The sequence below is a fragment of the Actinoplanes sp. NPDC049681 genome (assembly GCF_044465265.1).
Taxonomy (GTDB): Bacteria; Actinomycetota; Actinomycetes; order Mycobacteriales; family Micromonosporaceae; genus Actinoplanes.
On record NZ_JBITLP010000011.1, the window covers coordinates 82,549 to 100,834 of the forward strand.

The following is an 18,286-nucleotide window of genomic DNA, read 5'->3' on the forward strand; positions in this document are numbered from 1 at the left end:
CCGCGAGGCGTTGAACCATTCGCCCGCCGGAGCCGAACTACGGGACGTGACTCGACTCGAGAAGCACCGCCGGGCGGGCATCCTGGCTGCCACCGTCGCCGCCGGTGTGCTCGGCCTCGCGGCCCCGGCCGCGGCCGACGTGACGGTCAGCCCGCCCTCCGTGCCCCAGGGCAGCGGGCAGGACCTCGGGTTCCGGTTGACGAACACGGCGAAGAGTCCGATCACCCGGCTCAAGCTGATCCTGCCGGCCGACACGCCGGTCGCCGAGGTCTCTCCGCTGTCGGTGCCGGACTGGGCCCCGCTGATCGAGAACCGCAGGCTGGAGACGCCGCTGCCGACCATCCACGGCGGGACCCCGGTGACCGAGACCACCGGGTCGATCACCTGGATCGCGATGCCGGGCAAGGCACTGCCGCCGGGCAAGTCGACCGATCTGACCGTCGCGATCGGCCCGATGCCGAGCACGGGCACGACGATGACCTTCACGGTCCAGCCGACGTACGCCGACCCGGCCAAGGGCGCACCGATGCCGCCGGTCGCGCTCGCGCTGACCCCGGGCGACGGGAGCGCCGCCGCCGGTCATGCCGGCCACGGCGGCACCACCACCGACACGGACGCGGACGCGGCCACTTTTGCCGCCCTGGCGCAGGCGGCCGATGACGGGCCCGGCTTCTGGACCATCGCCGGCTGGGTCGTCGCGGCGCTGGCGGCGGCGGCCGGGGTCATTGCGGTCCTGCGCTCGCGCCGCCGCCCGGCTCCGGCCGACGAGGGTACGCCGGCCGAGGAGGACAAGGAGCTGGTCGCGGCCGGGACGCCGCGAGTCACCGCATGGAGCTACAAGGACGGCCCGGAGGAGTAGCAGAGGGATGTCTCGCGCAGGTGGGCGCGGGCGTGTCGTGATGAAGCGCGTGGGGCGCGGACCACGACTTGCGGGTGGGGTCTCGGGCAAGACCCACGACCTGCGTCAGGCGGGGCGGAAGGGTTCGGCCTTCCGCCCCGCCAGCACACCTAGACCGAGACGGTGCGGGGGGACTTGAGGGCCTCGATGATCTCGCGCTGGGCGCGCTCGGCGTCCTCGTGGGAGACCTGGCAGGTGCCCGCCGCCTGGTGACCGCCGCCGCCGTAGCGCAGCATGATCTCGCCGATGTCGACCGGCGAGGTGCGGTCGAGGATCGACTTGCCGCAGGCGAACACCGTGTTCTGCTTCTTGAAACCCCAGATGACGTGCATCGACACGCGCGCCTCGGGAAAGAGCGCGTACACCATGAAGCGGTTGCCGGCGAAGATGGTGTCCTCGTTGCGCAGGTCCACGATCACGACGTCGCCCTCGACGCGGCTGACCCGCTGGAGCTGTTCGACGAACATGGCGGACGAGTCGCGGTACATGTCGACCCGCTCGGCCACGTCGGGCATCTTGAGGATCTCCTCGATCCCCATCTGGATGCACGCGTCGATGAGCGTACGCATGAGGTCGAAGTTGGCGACCCGGAACTCCCGGAACCGGCCAAGGCCGGTCCGGCTGTCCATGATGAAGTTCAGCAGCGTCCAGCCGGTGGGATTCAGGATGTCGTCGATCGTGTAGTCGGCCGAGTCGGCCTGGTCGACGGCGCGCATGAGGTCGTCGGGCACCTCGGGGAAGCGCTCGGCGCCGCCGTAGTACTCGAAGATGACCCGGGCCGCGGACGGCGCGTTCTCGTTGATGATGTGATTCGGCAGATTGCCGGTGTTACGCAGCGTCTCCGAGTGGTGATGGTCGAAGACCAGATGAGCCTTGGGATGGTACGGCAGATTGGTAAGAATGTCACGCTCAGTGATGTCGGCCGTCCCGTCCTGGACGTCCTTGGGGTGCACGAACTTAATGTCGTCGATGTCGATGACATTCATGAATTTCAGCAGGACGGCGCACACGAGTCCGTCCATGTCGCTACGGGTCACGAGCCGGTACTTCACGAGCTTCTCCCTCTGCCGGGCGGCGGCTTACTTCCCAGTTTGCCACTTTTGAGGCTATGGCCCCGGGTGCATCCGCGTACCGGTTTGATCCGACGGGTGCTCGCGCTGCGTAAAGTTCTGGCGGAAGCTAACGAACGCGGTCGGAGGAAGACCAAGACGATGGACACCGTTCCCCAGCTCGCCCAGGACCGCAACGCCCCGCCCGCCACGCTGGTGATCTTCGGCGCGTCCGGCGACCTGACCCGCCGCAAGCTGTTGCCGGCGGTCGAGAGCCTGGCCCGGCACAGCCGGTTACCCGCCGAGTTCGCCCTCGTCGGCGTGGCCCGTACGCCGATGGACGACCACCAGTTCGCCGAGAGTGCCCTCGGCGGCCGCAGCCTGGCGGACAAGCCGCAACTCCAGGGCGGAATCAGGTACGTATCGGGCGGCTACGACGACCCGGGCACGTACAAGCGGCTCAGCGAGGTGCTCGACGAGCTCGACGCCACCCGCGGCACGGCCGGCAACCGGATCTTCTACCTCTCCACCCCGGCCGAGGCGTTCGAGCCGGTCATCAACGGCCTCGCCGGCGCAGGGCTCAACCACGCCCACGAGGGCTCCTTCTCCCGGCTGGTCATCGAGAAGCCGTACGGGAAGGACCTGGAAACCGCCCGCGAGCTGGACGGCATCGTGCACGCCGCCTTCGACGAGCCGCAGGTCTTCCGTATCGACCACTACCTGGGCAAGGACACCGTCCAGAACGTGCTGGCGCTGCGCTTCGCCAACGCGATCTTCCAGCCCATCTGGAACCGCTCCTGGGTCGACCACGTGCAGATCACCGTGGCCGAGACGCTGGGCGTGGGCACCCGCGGCGGTTTCTACGAGCACGCCGGCGCGATGCGCGACATCGTGCAGAACCACGTGCTGCAGGTCCTGGCGCTCGCGCTGATGGAGCCGCCCGCCTCGTTCGACGCCGAAGGGCTGCGCAACGAGAAGGTCAAGCTGCTCCAGGCCATCCGGCTGCCCACCGACCGCGACATCGCCGACGTCGCCGTGCGCGGCCAGTACACCCGCGGCGGCACCCGCGACGACCTGATGGCCGGCTACCGCGACGAGGTCGGCGTCGACCCGCTGTCGCGCACCGAGACGTACGCGGCCATGCGGCTCAACGTCGACAACTGGCGGTGGGCGGGGGTGCCGTTCTACGTGCGAACCGGAAAGCGGCTGCCCGCCCGGGTCACCGAGGTAGCGCTGCAGTTCCAGCGCCCGCCGCACCTGCCGATCCCCACGAACCAGCTCACCGAGCTGGAGGCGGACGCGCTGATCCTGCGGATCCAGCCCAACGAGGGCATCTCGCTGCGCTTCGGCGCCAAGGTCCCGGGCCACTCGTTCCGGGTGCGCACGGCCAGCATGGATTTCTCGTACGAGCAGACGTTCCGCGAGGAGTCCCCGGAGGCGTACGAACGGCTCCTGCTCGACGCCCTGCTCGGGGACCCCACGCTGTTCATCCGCACCGACGAGGTCGAGCAGTGCTGGCGCATCGTCGACCCGATCATCGAGCACTGGGCCAACGACCCGTCCCCGATCCCGACCTACGAGGCGGCCTCCTGGGGCCCCACGGACGCCGACCGCCTCATCGGCCGCAGCGGCCGCAAGTGGCGCAACGAGGTCTAGCGCGTCACCGCTTCGCACGGGCCCTGGCGACCGCCAGGGCCCGTTCCGCGTGTTCCGCCATGTTGAGCTCGCTGTGGATGACCTCGAGCACCGTACGGTCCGTGTCGATGACGAACGTCATGCGCTTCATGCTGAGTGGGCCGAGGGGCACCCGGCGCTTCACGCCGTACGCCTTCGCCACCGCCCCGTCGGCGTCGGAGAGCAGCGGATAGTCGAACCCGTGCAGGTCGGCGAACTGCTTCTGCCGGTCGACCGCGTCGCGGCTGATCCCGACGCGCTGCACGCCCGCCTCCCGGAACTCCGCGGCCAGATCCCGGAAGGTGCACGCCTCGGCCGTGCACCCGCTGGTCATGGCCGCCGGATAGAAGAAGAGCACCACCGGGCCGGCGGCGAGCAGGTCGCCCAGCGGGCGCACCTGCCCGTGCTGATCGGGCAGGGCGAACTCGGGGGCGTAATCACCGGTGTCGATCGTCACGCGGTCAACGGTACGCGACTGAATTCGCCCATGCGGTACCGCTCGCCTAGGGTGGAGACACCACCTTCCGCGCCCCTACTACCCACGGCTGACCCCTGCCCGCCCCCGACGAAAGCGACACCCCCATGCAGGTCTCGGTCGCGCACCACCCACCGAACACGGCAGTGCTGACGCTGCGCGGTTCCCTCGACATCGACACCGCGCCGGCCCTGAAGGCCAATCTGAGCCGCCTCGTGGAACGCCCCAGCCCGCGCGTCGTGGTCGACCTCGCCGGCCTCGACTTCTGCGACTCCATGGGCGTGGGCGTCCTGGTGACGGCCCACGGCCGCGCCATGGAACGCGGCGGCTGGGTCCGCCTGGCGGCACCGTCGGGCTTCCTGCGCCGACTGCTCGACACCCTCGGCCTCACCGACTACCTGTCGCTGCACACCGACGTGGAGACCGCGCTGAAGGAATGAGAGAAGGGGCGCCCCGGCCGGGACGCCCCTTCGTGCCTACGTCGTCAGCTGGTCACGCCGAAGACGATGCGGCCCAGCGTGTCCTCCGTGCCCTTGAAGCCCTCGGCCGGGATGAACTGGCTGTCGCCGAAGTCGACGTCCACGTCGTCCGCCGTGCCGCCCACGCCGTCCGGGCCGACGCCGAAGAGGACGTCGAAGTTGGTGCCCCCCGCGTCCATGAGGTTGGGCGTCGCGTCGGCGTTGTCGGTGTGCCAGTTGCCGAAGAAGTGGCCCGCCTCGTGCGAGGTCACGTTGCCGACCGCCTGGCCGACGAAGGCGACCCGGTTGCTCGCGTCGGTCAGGTACGTGTTCAGCGAGGCCGGGCCGCCGGCCGGGTCACTGAGCACGTCCTGCAGCACCAGTGCGGTCTCCTCGGTCTCGAAGTTGCCGGGGTCGATGCTCTGCGAGATGCCGATGGTGCTCACGCCCGACTCGGCGATGGTGCCGCCGACGATGATGCGGCTGACGTTCTTCTGGCCCCACGGGTCCGGGTCGTCCTTGCTGTTGAGGATCTTCAGCTTGAACCGGTTGTTGAGGCCGCTGGCGATGAGGTCCTGCTTGATGTTCTCGGTGACGGTCGCGACGACGGCGTCGATGACCGCTCCCTCCTGGGCGCGTGGGATGCCCCACTTGGCGAGGAAGGCCGAGAACGGGCTCAGCGTCACGTTGCCGGTGCCGCCGAAGACGCCGGTGTTGACCCGGGCGCCGTCGAAGTCCAGGAACAGCGTCTGGGTGGGCTTGTTGCCCTGGAGCGGCGGACGGTACGCCTCGACCGTGATGTCGTAGCTGCCCTTGCCCTCGGACACGCCGATGTAGTGCCAGCCCGCCTTGGTGGCGACGTAGTCGGTCGCGGCGTTGCCACCGCCGGGAAGCTTGCTGTCCATCGGGTAGATGAACGTGGCGTCCTGGCCGGAGCCGTGCACCTCGCGCGGGTCGGTGTCGTAGACCGTCAGGTACGACGGTGCGCCCTTCACCGACGCGCCGAGCACGTCGCCGGGCTTGAGCTGCACGGCGAAGAAGTCCTTGTCGGACGACGCCGCCGAGATGGTCACCGTGTACGGGCCCTCGCTGGCCCCGCCGTCACCGCTGGCCGGGTCGAAGGGGTCCGCCGGCAGCCCGCTGTACGCCGCGACGACCGCGTAGAAGGTGCCCGAGGCGGGGACGCTGTAGGTGAGCAGGCTGTCGAAGCCGTCGGCGTCGTCGTTGGACGCGACGATCGTGCCGTCGGGGGTGTAAAGCGCCACCAGCGTGTCCAGTGCGCCCGTCGGGGTGTCGGTGTCCACCGTGATGGTCTGCCCGGCGGTGGCGGACAGCTTGTAGAAGTCGAAGTCGTTCGTACCGGTGCCGGCGGAGCCGTGCGGGCCGTCGCCGATCTGGGCGGAGGTGACGATCGCCGACCGGCCGCTGCCGATGCCGGTCTCCCCGGCGAGCGGGATGGAGCCGTCGTCCTCCGGTGTGGCCTCGCGGCTCACCGGGGTCACCGACTCCGGGTCGAGCGAGCCGAGGATGCGGATCGCCGGGTTCTGCTTGGCCCCGGTGCCGAAGCCCGGGATGAGCTGCGCGGACGCCGGGTTCTCGTTGGAGCCGAACGTACCGTCGGGTTCGTCCTCGTCGACGACGACGGCGGCTGCGGTCTTCGCCGCGGCCGAGGACGCACGCTGAGCCTTGAGCCGCGCCGCGGCCTTGCCGGCGGCCTGCCTGCTCAGGTACGACGCCCAGCCGCTGTAGTCGGCCTTCGACGGGTCCGGCAGCAGCGAGAGGTACGGGTTGGGCCCGGCCGGCTTGGTGCCCGGGGCGGCCTTCGGCGCGACCGGGATACCGGCGGCCAGCGCGGCGCGGTCGGCGGGGCTCAGCCCCGGGTCGGACGGTTTCGGAGCGGCTTGCGCGACGCCCGGCAGGAGCGTGGCGAGCCCGAGCGCGACCGCTCCGACGGTCGCGATGCTTCGTCGCATCTGGAATCCCCCTTCAGCGCCTCCGGGCCAACGCCACGGACGGCTACTGGGACGCTACTGAAGAGGGTGATCGATATCCAGGGATGTCTATGATCGGTAACACCTGTGGCGATGAGGCTGCCCGTTGGTCTCTCCCCACCGGACGATCAGGGCGAGACCGCCTCGAGGGCCGCCACCGCGGCACCGCGCGCTCCCGCCATGTCGAGGTCCGGCACCAGCGCGAAGCTCGACGCCGCCTGCTGCTCGCGGCGCAGCTGAGTGTGCTCGCGCACGGTGTTGAGGAACCACTGCCGGAACGGGGGCGCCGCCTCCACCACTCCCCCGCCCAGGAAGTACGCGGCCGGGTCGGTGAAGTTGGCGGCGATCGTGAAGAGCTTGCCGATGGCCCGGGCCTGCTGCCCGAAGACCGCGAGGGCCAGCGGGTCCTCCTTCTCGCCGTACCCGCGGAGCATCTTGGCCGCCTTGCCGACGGGCTCCGCGGCGAGCGGGTGGTCCGGGAACTTGGTGAGCCAGTACGGCAGCAGGTTCTTGGTGATGCCCGTCAGCGAGGCGATGCTCTCCACGTCGCCCTCGAAGCCGCAGTTGCAGACGGGGATCGGCTGGTCCGGCTCGAGGACGCCCTGCAGCGGGATCTGGACGTGGCCGAGCTCGCCGGCCATGCCCGCGGCGCCGCTGATCACCTTGCCGGCCTCGACGACGCCGCCGCCGAGGCCGGTGCCGACGATCGCTGCCACCGACGACCTGGTCATCGCGTCGGCGCCGAAGTGCCGGTGGTGGGCGTACAGGGCGGCGGCATTGGCGTCGTTGTTGTAGATCACGGGGAGGCCGATGCGGGCCTCGAGGGCGCCGCGGATGTCGAAGCCGTGCCAGGAGACCTGGGAGAAGTTGGTCGAGCCCTTGGAGGAGATGACGCCGTCCGCGCTGGCCGGACCGGGGGTGTCGAGGCCGACCGCGCGGACCAGGCTCAGCGGCGTGCTGGTCATGGTGAGGATGCCGGTGAAGGCCTCGGCGAGCGACTCGACCGCCGACTCGGGGCCCTCCTGCACCCGGCTCGGGTTCTCGACGAGCCGATCGACGAGGAACTGTCCCGTCGCGTCCAGCACGGTCGCGTTGTTGCAGGTGCCGCCGTTGTCCAGACCCACCACGACCCAGGAGGCGGGGGTCCGTACCGCATCGCTCTGATCCACACCTCGGAGCGTAGTTCTCCCCGGCGCCGGAGGCGACGGGTGCGAGCGATTCCGGAACCGCGGGGCTAGGCGGACGCCAGCAGGCCCAGCATGTGGAGCTTCTCGGCGATCACCTCGGAGGTGAACGGCTTGATGACGTACTCGTGGGCGCCGGCGGCCAGGGCACGCACGATCTGGCTCTGCTCGCTCTCGGTGGTGACCATCATGAGCGTGATGTCGCGCCATTCCTGGCGGGCCCGGACGGCGCCGATGAACTCGAGGCCGTTGAGCTCCGGCATGTTCCAGTCGACCATGACGAGCTCCGGCATGCGGTCCATGCCGTCGAGGGCCTGCAGCGCCGTGCGGCCGTTGTCGGCCTCCACCGCCTCGCAGCCGATCGACTCGACGATCCGGCGCAGGATGGCGCGCATCGCGCGGGAATCGTCCACCACCATCACCAGCATGCTGTCTCCCTCGATGTGACCGGCACCACTGCGGCGCTGTGCCTGGTCTATCGGCGGGCACGCCGGGACATGAGGACCTTCGGGCGTTGCATTCACGGAGTGACCCCAGCGGATGATGCATTCTGCGGCTCAGCCGAACCAGGTGATCGCCTGTCCGTGGCCGCGGGTCCAGGCCAGCGGCCGGCCGTCGAGGGCCAGCACGTTGTGGTGGCCGCCGTCCGGCGGCTCCGGCAGCCCCTCGTGGCCGATCACGTGCGGGGACTCGTTGGAGATCCAGTGACCGGGGAGGGCGGTGACGGCCCGGGCGAACGCCTCCCGCCGGTCTCCGGGGACGAGGTACATCACCGAGGAGTGGAAGACGACGAGCGTCGCGCCGGGCGGGGCCTGGGCGGCGAGCCGGGGCAGGTCGTCCAGTACGTCGCCGCGGACGAGCAGGGGCGGCTCGGCGGCCGCGATGGCGGCCGCGGCCCTCAGCCGGGCGCGGCGGTGCGCGTGCTCGGGCCAGATCAGGGCGTCGAGCCAGGCCACGTCGGCCGGGTGGGTCACGTCGAGCGGGTTGATGTCCAGCCCGGCCCGCCACACGACCTCCGGGCGGCGGTCCGGCAGCGGGGCTCCTTCCGCGGCGCAGTGGAGCACCGGCTCTCCGGTGCCGACGACGTGGTCGCCGTACCGGTAGGCGTAGCGGTCGGGGTAGAGGCACAGCCCCGCCGAGGCCCCCACCTCCAGCAGGGCGAGCGGCTGGGGCAGCGCGGCGAGAACGGGGAGCAGCACGGCGCAGCGGCCCGGCTCGTTGGTCTGCGTGATCCGGGAGCCCATCTCGGCGGCGATCGCCGGCCAGTGCGCCAGGACGTGGTCGCGGAAGGCGGCCGGGTCGTCCACCGGGCCGCCGAGCAGCCGGACGACGCCGAACAGCAGGTTGGGCTGGCGCTTGGCCTCGGGAAGCTCGCCGAGCCGCGCCAGCAGCTCGTCGTCGCGGGATACCGCCGAGGCCAGCCTTTCGTACGTGGCGGAGACGCCGCGCGCTTCCCGGGTGGCGAAGTCGAGGTAATGCTGAGCGATCGTCATACCGACAAGCGAAGGGGGTGGCGTTCTGCCACCCCCTTCGACCCCTCTCACCCGTGACGGGTGTCTCTCACCGGCTCGCGCCGGAACGCCTCTTGGTCCACACGTCGAAGGCCACCGCGGCCAGCAGCACCGCGCCCTTGACCAGCATCACCTGCTCGCTCGGGGCGCCGATCAGGCTCATGCCGTTGTTGATGACACCCATGATCAGGCCGCCGGTGATCGCGCCGACCACCTTGCCGACGCCGCCCTGCACGGCCGCGCCGCCGATGAAGGCCGCCGCGATCGCGTCCAGCTCGAACGCGTTGCCCGCGGTCGGGTTGGCCTGGTTGAGCCGGCCGGCGAAGATGATGCCGGCGACGGCCGCGAGCACGCCCATGTTGACGAAGAGCCAGAAGACGACGCTCTTGACCTTGACACCGGACAGCGTGGCCGCCTGCAGGTTGCCGCCGACGGCGTAGATCTGGCGGCCGAAGACCGCCCGGTTGGTCAGCACCGAGTAGCCGATCACCAGCGCGGCCAGCAGCACCAGCACCCAGGGCAGGTTGCGGAACCGGGCGAGCTGCACGATCACGAACATGAGGATCACCGAGGCAATCGCGATCTTCGCGATGAACAGCGGCAGCGGCTCGACGGCCTGCAGGTAGTGCTGGCGTGCCGCGCGGGTGCGCCATTGGGTGTAGACGATGGCGGCGACCGCGACCAGGCCGATCAGGAGGCTGAACAGGTCGGCGCCGCCGAGCGGGCCGAGGCCGACGTTGCCGAGATAGCCGTCGGTGAAGCCGTTGGCGAGCGTACGGACCTCGTCCGGGAACGGGCCGATGCCCCGGTTGCCGAGGATCAGCAGCGTCACGGCCCGGAACAGCAGCATGCCCGCCAGCGTCACGATGAACGCCGGGATGCCGAAGTACGCGATCCAGTAGCCCTGCCAGGCGCCGATGAGGCCGCCGAAGACGAGCGTGATCAGCAGCGCGAGCGGCCAGGGCACGTCCCAGTTGACCATCATGACGGCCGCGAACGCGCCGCTCGCGGCCACCACCGAGCCGACCGAGAGGTCGATGTGCCCGGCGATGATCACCATGATCATGCCGATGGCCAGGATGAGGATGTACGAGTTCTGCACCACGATGTTGCTGATGTTCTGCGGCGCGAGCATGTCGCCGCCGGTCAGCACCGTGAACAGCAGCACGATGAGCGCGAACGCGATGTAGATGCCGCTCTGCCGCAGGTTGAAGTTGAACCTCCGCGGCGCGTTGCCCGGCTCGGAGGCCGAGGGCGTGCCGAGCGCGAGGTCGGCGTTGGTGGGTGCCACGCTGGTCACCGCGCGACCTCCTGTCCGTGGGTCATCAAGGTCATCAGACCCTCCTGGGTGGCCTCGGCGCGGGGCACCTCACCGGTGATCCGCCCCTCGGCGAGGGTGTAGATACGGTCGCAGAGCCCGAGCAGCTCGGGCAGCTCGCTCGAGATCACCAGCACGCCCTTGCCGGCGTCGGCGAGGCGGTTGATGATCGTGTAGATCTCGTACTTGGCGCCGACGTCGATGCCGCGGGTGGGCTCGTCCAGGATCAGCACGTCCGGATCGGTGAAGATCCACTTCGACAGGACGACCTTCTGCTGGTTGCCGCCGGAGAGCTTGCCGGTGATGCTCGAGACGCTGGGCGCCTTGATGTTCAGCGACTGCCGGTACTCGTCGGCGACCTTGAACTCCTCGTTGTCGTCGACCCAGCCGCCCTTGGCCAGCTTGCGCAGCGCCGCCGCCGACACGTTGCGCTTGATGTCCTCGATCAGGTTCAGGCCGTAGCGCTTACGGTCCTCGGTGGCGTACGCGATCCCGTGCCGGATGGCGTCGCGCACCGAGCGCAGGTGGATCTCCTTGCCGTCCTTGAACAGCCGGCCGGAGATGTTCGTCCCGTAGGACCGGCCGAACACGCTCATCGCGAGCTCGGTGCGGCCGGCGCCCATCAGCCCGGCGAGGCCGACGATCTCGCCGCGGCGCACCGACAGGTTCGCGCCCGCCACGACCACCCGGCCGTGCTGGGTGGGGCTGTGCACCGTCCAGTCCTCGATGCGCAGCACCTCCTCGCCGACGTGCGACTCGTGCGGCGGGAACCGGTGGTCGAGGTCGCGCCCCACCATGCCGGAGATGATCTTGTCCTCGGTCACCTCGTCCTCGACGACGCTCATCGTTCTGATGGTGCGGCCGTCGCGCAGGATCGTGATCCGGTCGGCGATGGCCATCACCTCGTTGAGCTTGTGCGAGATGATCACGCAGGTGATGCCCTCGTCCCGCAGACCGCGCAGCAGGTCGAGCAGATGCTCGGAGTCCTCGTCGTTGAGCGCGGCGGTGGGCTCGTCGAGGATGAGCAGCCGCACCCGCTTGGAGATCGCCTTGGCGATCTCGACCAGCTGCTGTTTGCCGACGCCGAGGTCGAGCACCTGGGTGGTGGGGTTCTCCCGCAGGCCGACCCGGCGCAGCAGCTCCGCGGCCGCGGCGTTGGTCCGGTTCCAGTCGATGAAGCCCCGGCTGGCCTGCTCGTTGCCGAGGAAGATGTTCTCGGCGATCGACAGGTTCGGGGCGAGCGCCAGCTCCTGGTGGATGATGACGATGCCGCGGCTCTCGCTGTCGCGGATGCCGGAGAACCGGCACGGCTCGCCGGCGAAGATGATCTCTCCGTCGTACGAGCCGTGCGGGTACACGCCCGACAGCACCTTCATCAGCGTGGACTTGCCGGCGCCGTTCTCCCCGCAGATCGCGTGGATCTCTCCCTGGCGCACGTCCAGCGTGACGTCCTGCAGGGCCTTGACGCCGGGGAACGTCTTGGTGATGCCCTGCATGTGAAGGATGGTGTCGGGGCCGGTCACTTCAGGTCGGCCTCGGTGTAGTAACCGGAGTCGACGAGCACCTTCTTGTAGTTGCTCTTGTCGACGATCACCGAGTCGAGCAGCATCGACGGGACGACCTTGTTGCCGTTGTCGTAGTCCTTGGTGTTGTTCGTCTTCGGGGTCTGGCCCTTCAGCACCGCGTCGGCCATCTCGACGGTGGTCTTGGCCAGCGCCCGGGTGTCCTTGTAGATCGTGCTGTACTGCTCACCCGCGATGATCGACTTCACCGACGCCTGCTCGGCGTCCTGGCCGGTGACGATCGGGTACGGCTGCCCGGCGGTCCCGTAACCGTTGCTCTTGAGCGCCGACAGGATGCCGATCGAGAGGCCGTCGTACGGCGACAGCACGCCGTCCACCTTCGCGCCGCTGCGGTAGGTGGAGGTCAGCAGGTTCTCCATCCGGTCCTGGGCGACCGAGGGCTGCCAGCGCAGCGTCGCGACCGTCTTGAAGTCGGTCTGGCCGCTCTTGACGACCAGGGTCTTGTTGTCCAGGTACGGCTTGAGCACGCTCATCGCGCCGTTGAAGAAGAACGTGGCGTTGTTGTCGTCCGGCGAACCGGCGAACAGCTCGATGTTCAGCGGGCCCTTCGCGGAGCCCTTCGAGCCGTCGGCGTTGAGCACCTTGAGCCCGGTCAGCAGCGACGTCGCCTGCTGCACGCCGACCTTGAAGTTGTCGAAGGTGGCGTAGTAGTCGACGTTGGGACTGTTGCGGATCAGCCGGTCGTACGCGATGACCGGGATGTTGGCGGCCTTCGCGTTCTCGAGCTGGGTGGTGATCGCGGTGCCGTCGATCGAGGCGATGATCAGCAGCTTGGCGCCCTTGGTGATCTGGTTGTCCAGCTGCTGCGTCTGGGTGGGGATGTTGTCCTCGGCGTACTGCAGGTCGACCTTGTAGCCGAGCGCCTCGAGCTGCTTCTTGACGTTGTCGCCGTCGCTGATCCAGCGCTCGGAGGACCGGGTCGGCATGGTGACGCCGACGAGCGCGCCCTTGCTGTCGGCGCCGGCGCCCTTCTGGTCGACCGTCTTCTCGCTGGAACCGCAGGCGGCCATCGCCGCCGCGAGCGTCATGGCCGTGGCCACGGACGCAAGCCGGGTGAACTTCATGGTTTCTCCTTGGGGGTGGCGGCGATGGTCGAACGAGTGGGACGACTTTCTCGCACGTACGATCAGAAGTGAACAGGTCCGGACATGTTCGTTACCGGGGCGTTACCTTGGGCCTCACCTCGGGAATTGCCGGTAGTAGGCCTGGTTCCAGCGCACGCGGTCGGCGAAGTCGTGCGCGGTCGTGTGCTGGTCGATCACGAGCAGCTCCGTGTGCAGCATGTGCGCGAGATCGCGCAGCGCCTCGACGCCCACGGCCTGGGTCAGCACGGTGTGGTGCGGACCGCCCGCGGTCAGCCACGACTCGGCCGACGTCGACAGCGACGGCTCCGGCTTCCACACCGCCCGCGCGACCGGCAGCTTCGGCAGCGGCTCGTCCGGCGGCGTCACCTCGATCGCGTTCGCGACGAGCCGGAAGCGGTCACCCAGGTCGGCCATGCCGATCACCACGCCGGGGCCCGGCGCGGCGTCGAAGACGAGGCGTACGGGATCCTCGCGGTTGCCGATGCCCAGCGGATGGATCTCGCACGACGGCCGGCCGGCGGCGATGGAGGGACAGACCTCGAGCATGTGCGCTCCGAGGATCTTCGGCTCGCCAGGCCCGAAGTGGTACGTGTAGTCCTCCATGAACGAGGTGCCGCGACCGGTGCCCGTACCCATGGCCTTCACGGCCGCGAGCAGCGCGGAGGTCTTCCAGTCCCCCTCGCCGCCGAAGCCGTAGCCGTCGGCCATCAGCCGCTGCACCGCCAGCCCGGGAAGCTGGCGCAGGCCGCCCAGGTCCTCGAAGTTCGTGGTGAAGGCGCCGAACCCGCCGTCGCCGAGGAACTGCCGCAGGCCGGCCTCGATGCGGGCGGCGTAGCGCAGCGACTCGTGCCGGTCACCGCCGCGCGCCAGCTCCGGCGCGAGCGAGTACGCCTCCGCGTACTCGGCGACCAGCTCGTCCACCGCCTTGTCCTCGACCGCGTCCACCACCGCGACCAGGTCGTTCACCCCGTACGTGTTGACCGAGACGCCGAACCGCAGCTCGGCCTCGACCTTGTCGCCCTCGGTGACCGCGACGTCGCGCATGTTGTCGCCGAAGCGCGCCAGCCGCAGGCTGCGCAGGTGCGTGACCCCGGCTGCGGCCCGCGCCCAGCCGTCGATGCGCGCGATGACCGACGGGTCGGCGGCGTGCCCGGCGATGGTCTTGCGAGCCACGCCCAGCCGGGTCTGGATGTACCCGAACTCCCGGTCGCCGTGCGCGGCCTGGTTGAGGTTCATGAAGTCCATGTCGATGGACTCCCACGGCAGCGCCCGGTTCAGCTGCGTGTGCAGGTGCAGCATCGGCTTGCGCAGCGCGTCCAGGCCGGTGATCCACATCTTGGCCGGCGAGAACGTGTGCATCCAGGCGATCACGCCCAGGCAGGCCGGGTCGGCGTTGGCCTCGAGCATGACCGTACGGATGGCGGCGCTGTCGGTGAGCACCGGCTTGCCGACGATCTGGACGCTCAGCCCGCCCGCGGCGAGCAGGTCCTGGATCTGCTGCGACTGCGCGGCGACCTGCTCGAGGGTCTCCGGCCCGTACAGGTGCTGGCTTCCGGTGAGGAACCAGATCTGCGGCTTCACGTGACGGGCTCCTGTCCGTAGACGTTCTGGTAGCGGGCGTAGAGGGAATCGATGTCGGCCTGGCCGATCGGCAGCGGCTCGCCGATCTGCCGGGAGATGTGCACCGTGCGGGCCACGTCCTCGCACATGACGGCGGCCTTGACGGCGGCGCCGGCGTCGCGGCCGATGGTGAAGACGCCGTGGTTGCGCATGAGCACGGCCGGCGACCGGTGTCCGCGGAGCGTCTCGACGATGCCGCGGCCGATCGAGTCGTCGCCGATCAGCGCGAACGGCCCGACCGGGATCTCGCCGCCGAACTCGTCGGCGATCATCGTCAGCACGCACGGGATCGCCTCGCCGCGGGCGGACCAGGCCGTCGCGTACGTCGAGTGCGTGTGCACAACGCCGCCGACCGTGGGCATGTGCCGGTAGACGTACGCGTGGGCCGCGGTGTCGCTGGACGGGCTGAGGTCCCCCTCGACCAGCGTGCCGTCGAAGTCGGTGACCACCATGTTCTCCGGGGTGATCTCGTCGTAGCGGACCCCGGACGGCTTGATGACCAGCAGGTCCTCGCCGGGCACCCGGGCCGACACGTTCCCCGCCGTCCACACCACGAGCTCGTTGCGGGGCAGCTCGGCGTGCAGCCGCGCGACCTGCCGGCGGATCTCCTTGATCCGGCTGGTGACGATCACGAGGCCACCGCCCGGCGCCGGATGGCCCGCAGCTTGCGCATGACCTTGTTCTCGCCGCGGCCGAAATAGTCGTGCAGGCGGGTGTACTCCTCGAACAGCTCGTCGTAGACGGCGCTCGCGGCCGGGTCCGGGCGCCACACCGCCTCCTGCTTGCGGCCCATCGCCGCGGCGGCGGCCCGCACGTCCGGGTACGCCCCCGCCGCAGCGGCCGCGTGGATCGCCGAGCCCAGCGCCGGCCCCTGGTCGGAGCCGATCACCGACAGGGGACGCCGCAGCACGTCCGCGTAGATCTGCATCACCAGGGCGTTCTTCATCAGGCCGCCGGCGACCACGAACTCACGGACGGGAACCCCGGCCCGGTCGAACGCGTCCACGATGGTCCGGGTGCCGAACGCGGTGGCCTCGATGACCGCGCGGTAGACGTCCTCGGGGCGGGTCGCCAGCGTCTCCCCCACCACCAGGCCGGACAGTTCGTGATCGACGAGCACCGACCGGTTGCCGTTGTGCCAGTCGAGCACCAGCAGGCCGTGCTCGCCCGGCCGCTGCGCCGCCGCGAGCTCGGTCAGCCGCTCGTGCGTGTACGTCGGCGGCACGTAGTGGGCGAAGATGTCGCCCACGCCGCTCTGCCCCGCCTCGTATCCCCACAGCCCGGCGACGATCCCGCCGTCCACCACGCCGCACATGCCGGGCACGAGGGCGGCCTCCTCACCGTTCATGACGTGGCAGGTCGAGGTGCCCATGATGGCCACCATCTGCCCCGGCTCGAGGGCCTGCGCGGCGGCCGAGGTGACGTGCGCGTCGACGTTGCCGACGGCGACGGCGATGCCCTCCGGCAGCCCGGTCCACTCGGCCGCCTGCGCGCTGAGCGTGCCGGCCGCCTCCCCGAGCAGGCCGATCGGCTGGTCCAGCTTGGCGGCGACGAAGGTGGCGAACGCGGGGTTCAGCTCGCCCAGGAACTCCGGCGACGGGTAGTGACCGTCCTGCCGGATGCCCTTGTAACCGGCGGTGCAGGCGTTGCGCACGTAGGAGCCGGTGAGCTGCCACACGATCCAGTCGGCGGCCTCGACCCAGCGGTCCATGGCGGCGTACACCTCGGGGTCCTCCTCGAGGACCTGCAGGGCCTTGGCGAACTCCCACTCGGAGGAGATCAGCCCGCCGTAGCGGGCCAGCCACGGCTCGCCCCGCTTGGCGGCGAGCTGGTTGATCCGGTCGGCCTGCTGCTGGGCGGCGTGGTGCTTCCAGAGCTTCACGTACGCGTGCGGCCGGTCGGCGAACCGCGGCATCTCGTTCAGCGGCGTGCCGTCCGCCGTGGTCGGCACCATCGTGCAGGCGGTGAAGTCGGTCCCGATGCCGATGACCTGCGCCGGATCGATCCCGGCGGCGGCGATCGCGGCGGGCACGGCGGTGGTGAGCACCTCGACGTAGTCGGCGGGCACCTGCAGGGCCCAGTCGTGGGCGAGCGCGGTGCCGCCGGGCAGCGCGCCGGTGAGCACGGCGTGCGGGTACTCGTGGACGGCGGAACCGAGCTCGGCGCCGTCGGCGACGCGGACGACGACGGCCCGTCCGGAGAGCGTGCCGTAGTCGACGCCGATCACGTAGGACATGTCGAGGAACCTCCGCGGCGGGGGGGAATCAGGGCGGCGTGGGATCGAGTGTGAACGCTAACATTTCCGGGTGTCAACGGGTCACGGCAAACAGTCCGAAATGTGCCGTCAGGCGGGAGCGACGCTGGCCCGGTCCACCAGGGCGGGGGCGATGACGACCCGCTCGGGGCCGACGGTCTCCCCGGCGATCTGGGCGAGCAGCAGGTCCAGCCCGGCATGGGCGACGGCCCCGAACGCGGGACGGATCGTGGTCAGCGGGGGGATGTAGAAGGCGGCCTCAGGGACGTCGTCGAAGCCGACGACGCTGATGTCCTGCGGCACGCGGCGGCCGCGTTCGCTGAACGCCCGGAGCAGACCCAGCGCCTGGTGATCGTTCGCGGCGAACACCGCGGTGACCTCGGGCATGCGGGCCAGCATCCGTCCGGCGTCGTAGCCGGAGGCGGCCGACCAGTCGCCCGGCACGAGGGGCGGCACCTCGGCGCCGGCCGCCTCCAGCGCGGCCCGCCAGCCCGCGATGCGGCCCGCGGCGTCGTACCAGTCCGGTGGGCCGGAGACGTGCCAGACCGTAGGGTGACCCGCTCCGAGCAGGCGATTCGTGGCCAGCGCCGCCCCGGCCGCCTGGTCGACCGTGACCAACGCGTGCGGCCGGGCCGGATCGCCGTCGACCGTGACGAGCGGTACGCCGGCCGGCATGTCCTCGAGCGCGTCGTCGGCGGAGGCCACCGGCGCGATCACCACCAGCCCGGCCACGCGCTGGTCGAGGTGGCGCTCCACCGCCCCGGCGATCGACTCGCGGTCGAGGCGGCCGACGCTGCCCACGCTCACCGCGAACCCGGCCTCGGCCGCGGCCTGCTCGAAGGCGGCCAGCAGCGACGCGGGGCCGTACAGCGTGCTGTTCTGCGCGACCACGCCGATGAGCTGGGACCGGCCGGTGACGAGCGCGCGGGCCGCCCGGTTGGGGCGGTAACCCAGCTCGGCGATGGCCGCTCGCACCCGCAGCCGGGTCTGCTCGCGGACGTTCGGGTGATCGTTCAGCACCCGGGACACCGTCTGATGCGAGACACCGGCCAGCCTCGCCACGTCGGTCATGGCGGGGCTGCGCGTCGGCCTGACGTCCATCACCCGCCATTGTTAGCGATCACAAGATCCAGGTCAATCGGCCGCGTCCCCGGCTCACCCGGCGGAGGCCGTCATCCATCCGGGC

General features: G+C 70.3%; 16 protein-coding genes. 3 read left to right on the top strand and 13 right to left on the bottom strand.

What is annotated here, in order from left to right; translation table 11 throughout:
- Positions 1 to 46 precede the first annotated feature (46 nt).
- Complete coding sequence (locus ACIBO8_RS34545; RefSeq protein WP_396119672.1) at positions 47 to 859, top strand: DUF1775 domain-containing protein; 813 nt, start codon at positions 47 to 49, stop codon at positions 857 to 859.
- Between the two features lie 149 nt (positions 860 to 1,008).
- Here ACIBO8_RS34545 and ACIBO8_RS34550 read toward each other — a convergent pair whose 3' ends face one another.
- A complete protein-coding gene (locus tag ACIBO8_RS34550) occupies positions 1,009 to 1,950 on the bottom strand; it encodes an exopolyphosphatase (protein ID WP_396119673.1) in 942 nt (313 codons plus the stop codon).
- 159 nt (positions 1,951 to 2,109) lie between these two features.
- Between ACIBO8_RS34550 and zwf the strand changes: the two genes are divergently transcribed.
- Complete coding sequence (gene zwf / locus ACIBO8_RS34555; protein ID WP_396119674.1) at positions 2,110 to 3,603, top strand: glucose-6-phosphate dehydrogenase; 1,494 nt, start codon at positions 2,110 to 2,112, stop codon at positions 3,601 to 3,603.
- A gap of 4 nt (positions 3,604 to 3,607) precedes the next feature.
- On the opposite strand, the gene ACIBO8_RS34560 is transcribed toward zwf, so the two are convergent.
- Positions 3,608 to 4,078 (bottom strand): peroxiredoxin, encoded by a 471-nt coding sequence (locus tag ACIBO8_RS34560; RefSeq protein ID WP_396119675.1) that lies wholly within the window; start codon positions 4,076 to 4,078, stop codon positions 3,608 to 3,610.
- Positions 4,079 to 4,203: 125 nt separating this feature from the next.
- On the opposite strand from ACIBO8_RS34560, the gene ACIBO8_RS34565 reads away from it, so the two are divergent.
- Positions 4,204 to 4,536, top strand: a complete 333-nt coding sequence (locus ACIBO8_RS34565) for an STAS domain-containing protein (protein WP_396119676.1) — start codon at positions 4,204 to 4,206, stop codon at positions 4,534 to 4,536.
- A gap of 44 nt (positions 4,537 to 4,580) precedes the next feature.
- On the opposite strand, the gene ACIBO8_RS34570 is transcribed toward ACIBO8_RS34565, so the two are convergent.
- The 11 genes from ACIBO8_RS34570 to ACIBO8_RS34620 all read right to left on the bottom strand — a co-directional run bounded on the left by ACIBO8_RS34570 (position 4,581) and on the right by ACIBO8_RS34620 (position 18,201).
- Positions 4,581 to 6,527, bottom strand: a complete 1,947-nt coding sequence (locus ACIBO8_RS34570; RefSeq protein ID WP_396119677.1) for a PPC domain-containing protein — start codon at positions 6,525 to 6,527, stop codon at positions 4,581 to 4,583.
- A gap of 146 nt (positions 6,528 to 6,673) precedes the next feature.
- Positions 6,674 to 7,714 (bottom strand): ROK family protein, encoded by a 1,041-nt coding sequence (locus tag ACIBO8_RS34575; protein ID WP_396119678.1) that lies wholly within the window; start codon positions 7,712 to 7,714, stop codon positions 6,674 to 6,676.
- Between the two features lie 65 nt (positions 7,715 to 7,779).
- Positions 7,780 to 8,157, bottom strand: a complete 378-nt coding sequence (locus ACIBO8_RS34580; RefSeq protein WP_396119679.1) for a response regulator — start codon at positions 8,155 to 8,157, stop codon at positions 7,780 to 7,782.
- A gap of 129 nt (positions 8,158 to 8,286) precedes the next feature.
- Entirely contained in the window at positions 8,287 to 9,222 is a 936-nt protein-coding gene (locus ACIBO8_RS34585) for a DUF2332 domain-containing protein (protein WP_396119680.1), read from the bottom strand.
- A gap of 67 nt (positions 9,223 to 9,289) precedes the next feature.
- Positions 9,290 to 10,540: a multiple monosaccharide ABC transporter permease gene (gene mmsB, locus ACIBO8_RS34590; protein WP_396119681.1), complete on the bottom strand. Its 1,251-nt coding sequence runs from the start codon at positions 10,538 to 10,540 to the stop codon at positions 9,290 to 9,292.
- Positions 10,537 to 12,054 (bottom strand): multiple monosaccharide ABC transporter ATP-binding protein, encoded by a 1,518-nt coding sequence (gene mmsA / locus ACIBO8_RS34595; RefSeq protein WP_396119682.1) that lies wholly within the window; start codon positions 12,052 to 12,054, stop codon positions 10,537 to 10,539. The genes mmsB and mmsA overlap by 4 nt, the downstream gene beginning before the upstream one ends.
- Before the next feature lie 23 nt (positions 12,055 to 12,077).
- A complete protein-coding gene (gene chvE, locus ACIBO8_RS34600; protein WP_396119683.1) occupies positions 12,078 to 13,205 on the bottom strand; it encodes a multiple monosaccharide ABC transporter substrate-binding protein in 1,128 nt (375 codons plus the stop codon).
- Between the two features lie 114 nt (positions 13,206 to 13,319).
- Entirely contained in the window at positions 13,320 to 14,807 is a 1,488-nt protein-coding gene (araA, locus tag ACIBO8_RS34605) for an L-arabinose isomerase (RefSeq protein ID WP_396119684.1), read from the bottom strand.
- The gene (locus ACIBO8_RS34610; RefSeq protein ID WP_396119685.1) at positions 14,804 to 15,478 is read right to left on the bottom strand and encodes an L-ribulose-5-phosphate 4-epimerase; all 675 of its coding nucleotides are present in this window, start codon (positions 15,476 to 15,478) and stop codon (positions 14,804 to 14,806) included. The genes araA and ACIBO8_RS34610 overlap by 4 nt, the downstream gene beginning before the upstream one ends.
- The gene (gene araB / locus ACIBO8_RS34615; protein ID WP_396119686.1) at positions 15,475 to 17,082 is read right to left on the bottom strand and encodes a ribulokinase; all 1,608 of its coding nucleotides are present in this window, start codon (positions 17,080 to 17,082) and stop codon (positions 15,475 to 15,477) included. The genes ACIBO8_RS34610 and araB overlap by 4 nt, the downstream gene beginning before the upstream one ends.
- Before the next feature lie 108 nt (positions 17,083 to 17,190).
- Positions 17,191 to 18,201, bottom strand: coding sequence for a LacI family DNA-binding transcriptional regulator (locus tag ACIBO8_RS34620; RefSeq protein WP_396119688.1), 1,011 nt, complete (start codon positions 18,199 to 18,201; stop codon positions 17,191 to 17,193).
- Between the last annotated feature and the right edge of the window lie 85 nt (positions 18,202 to 18,286).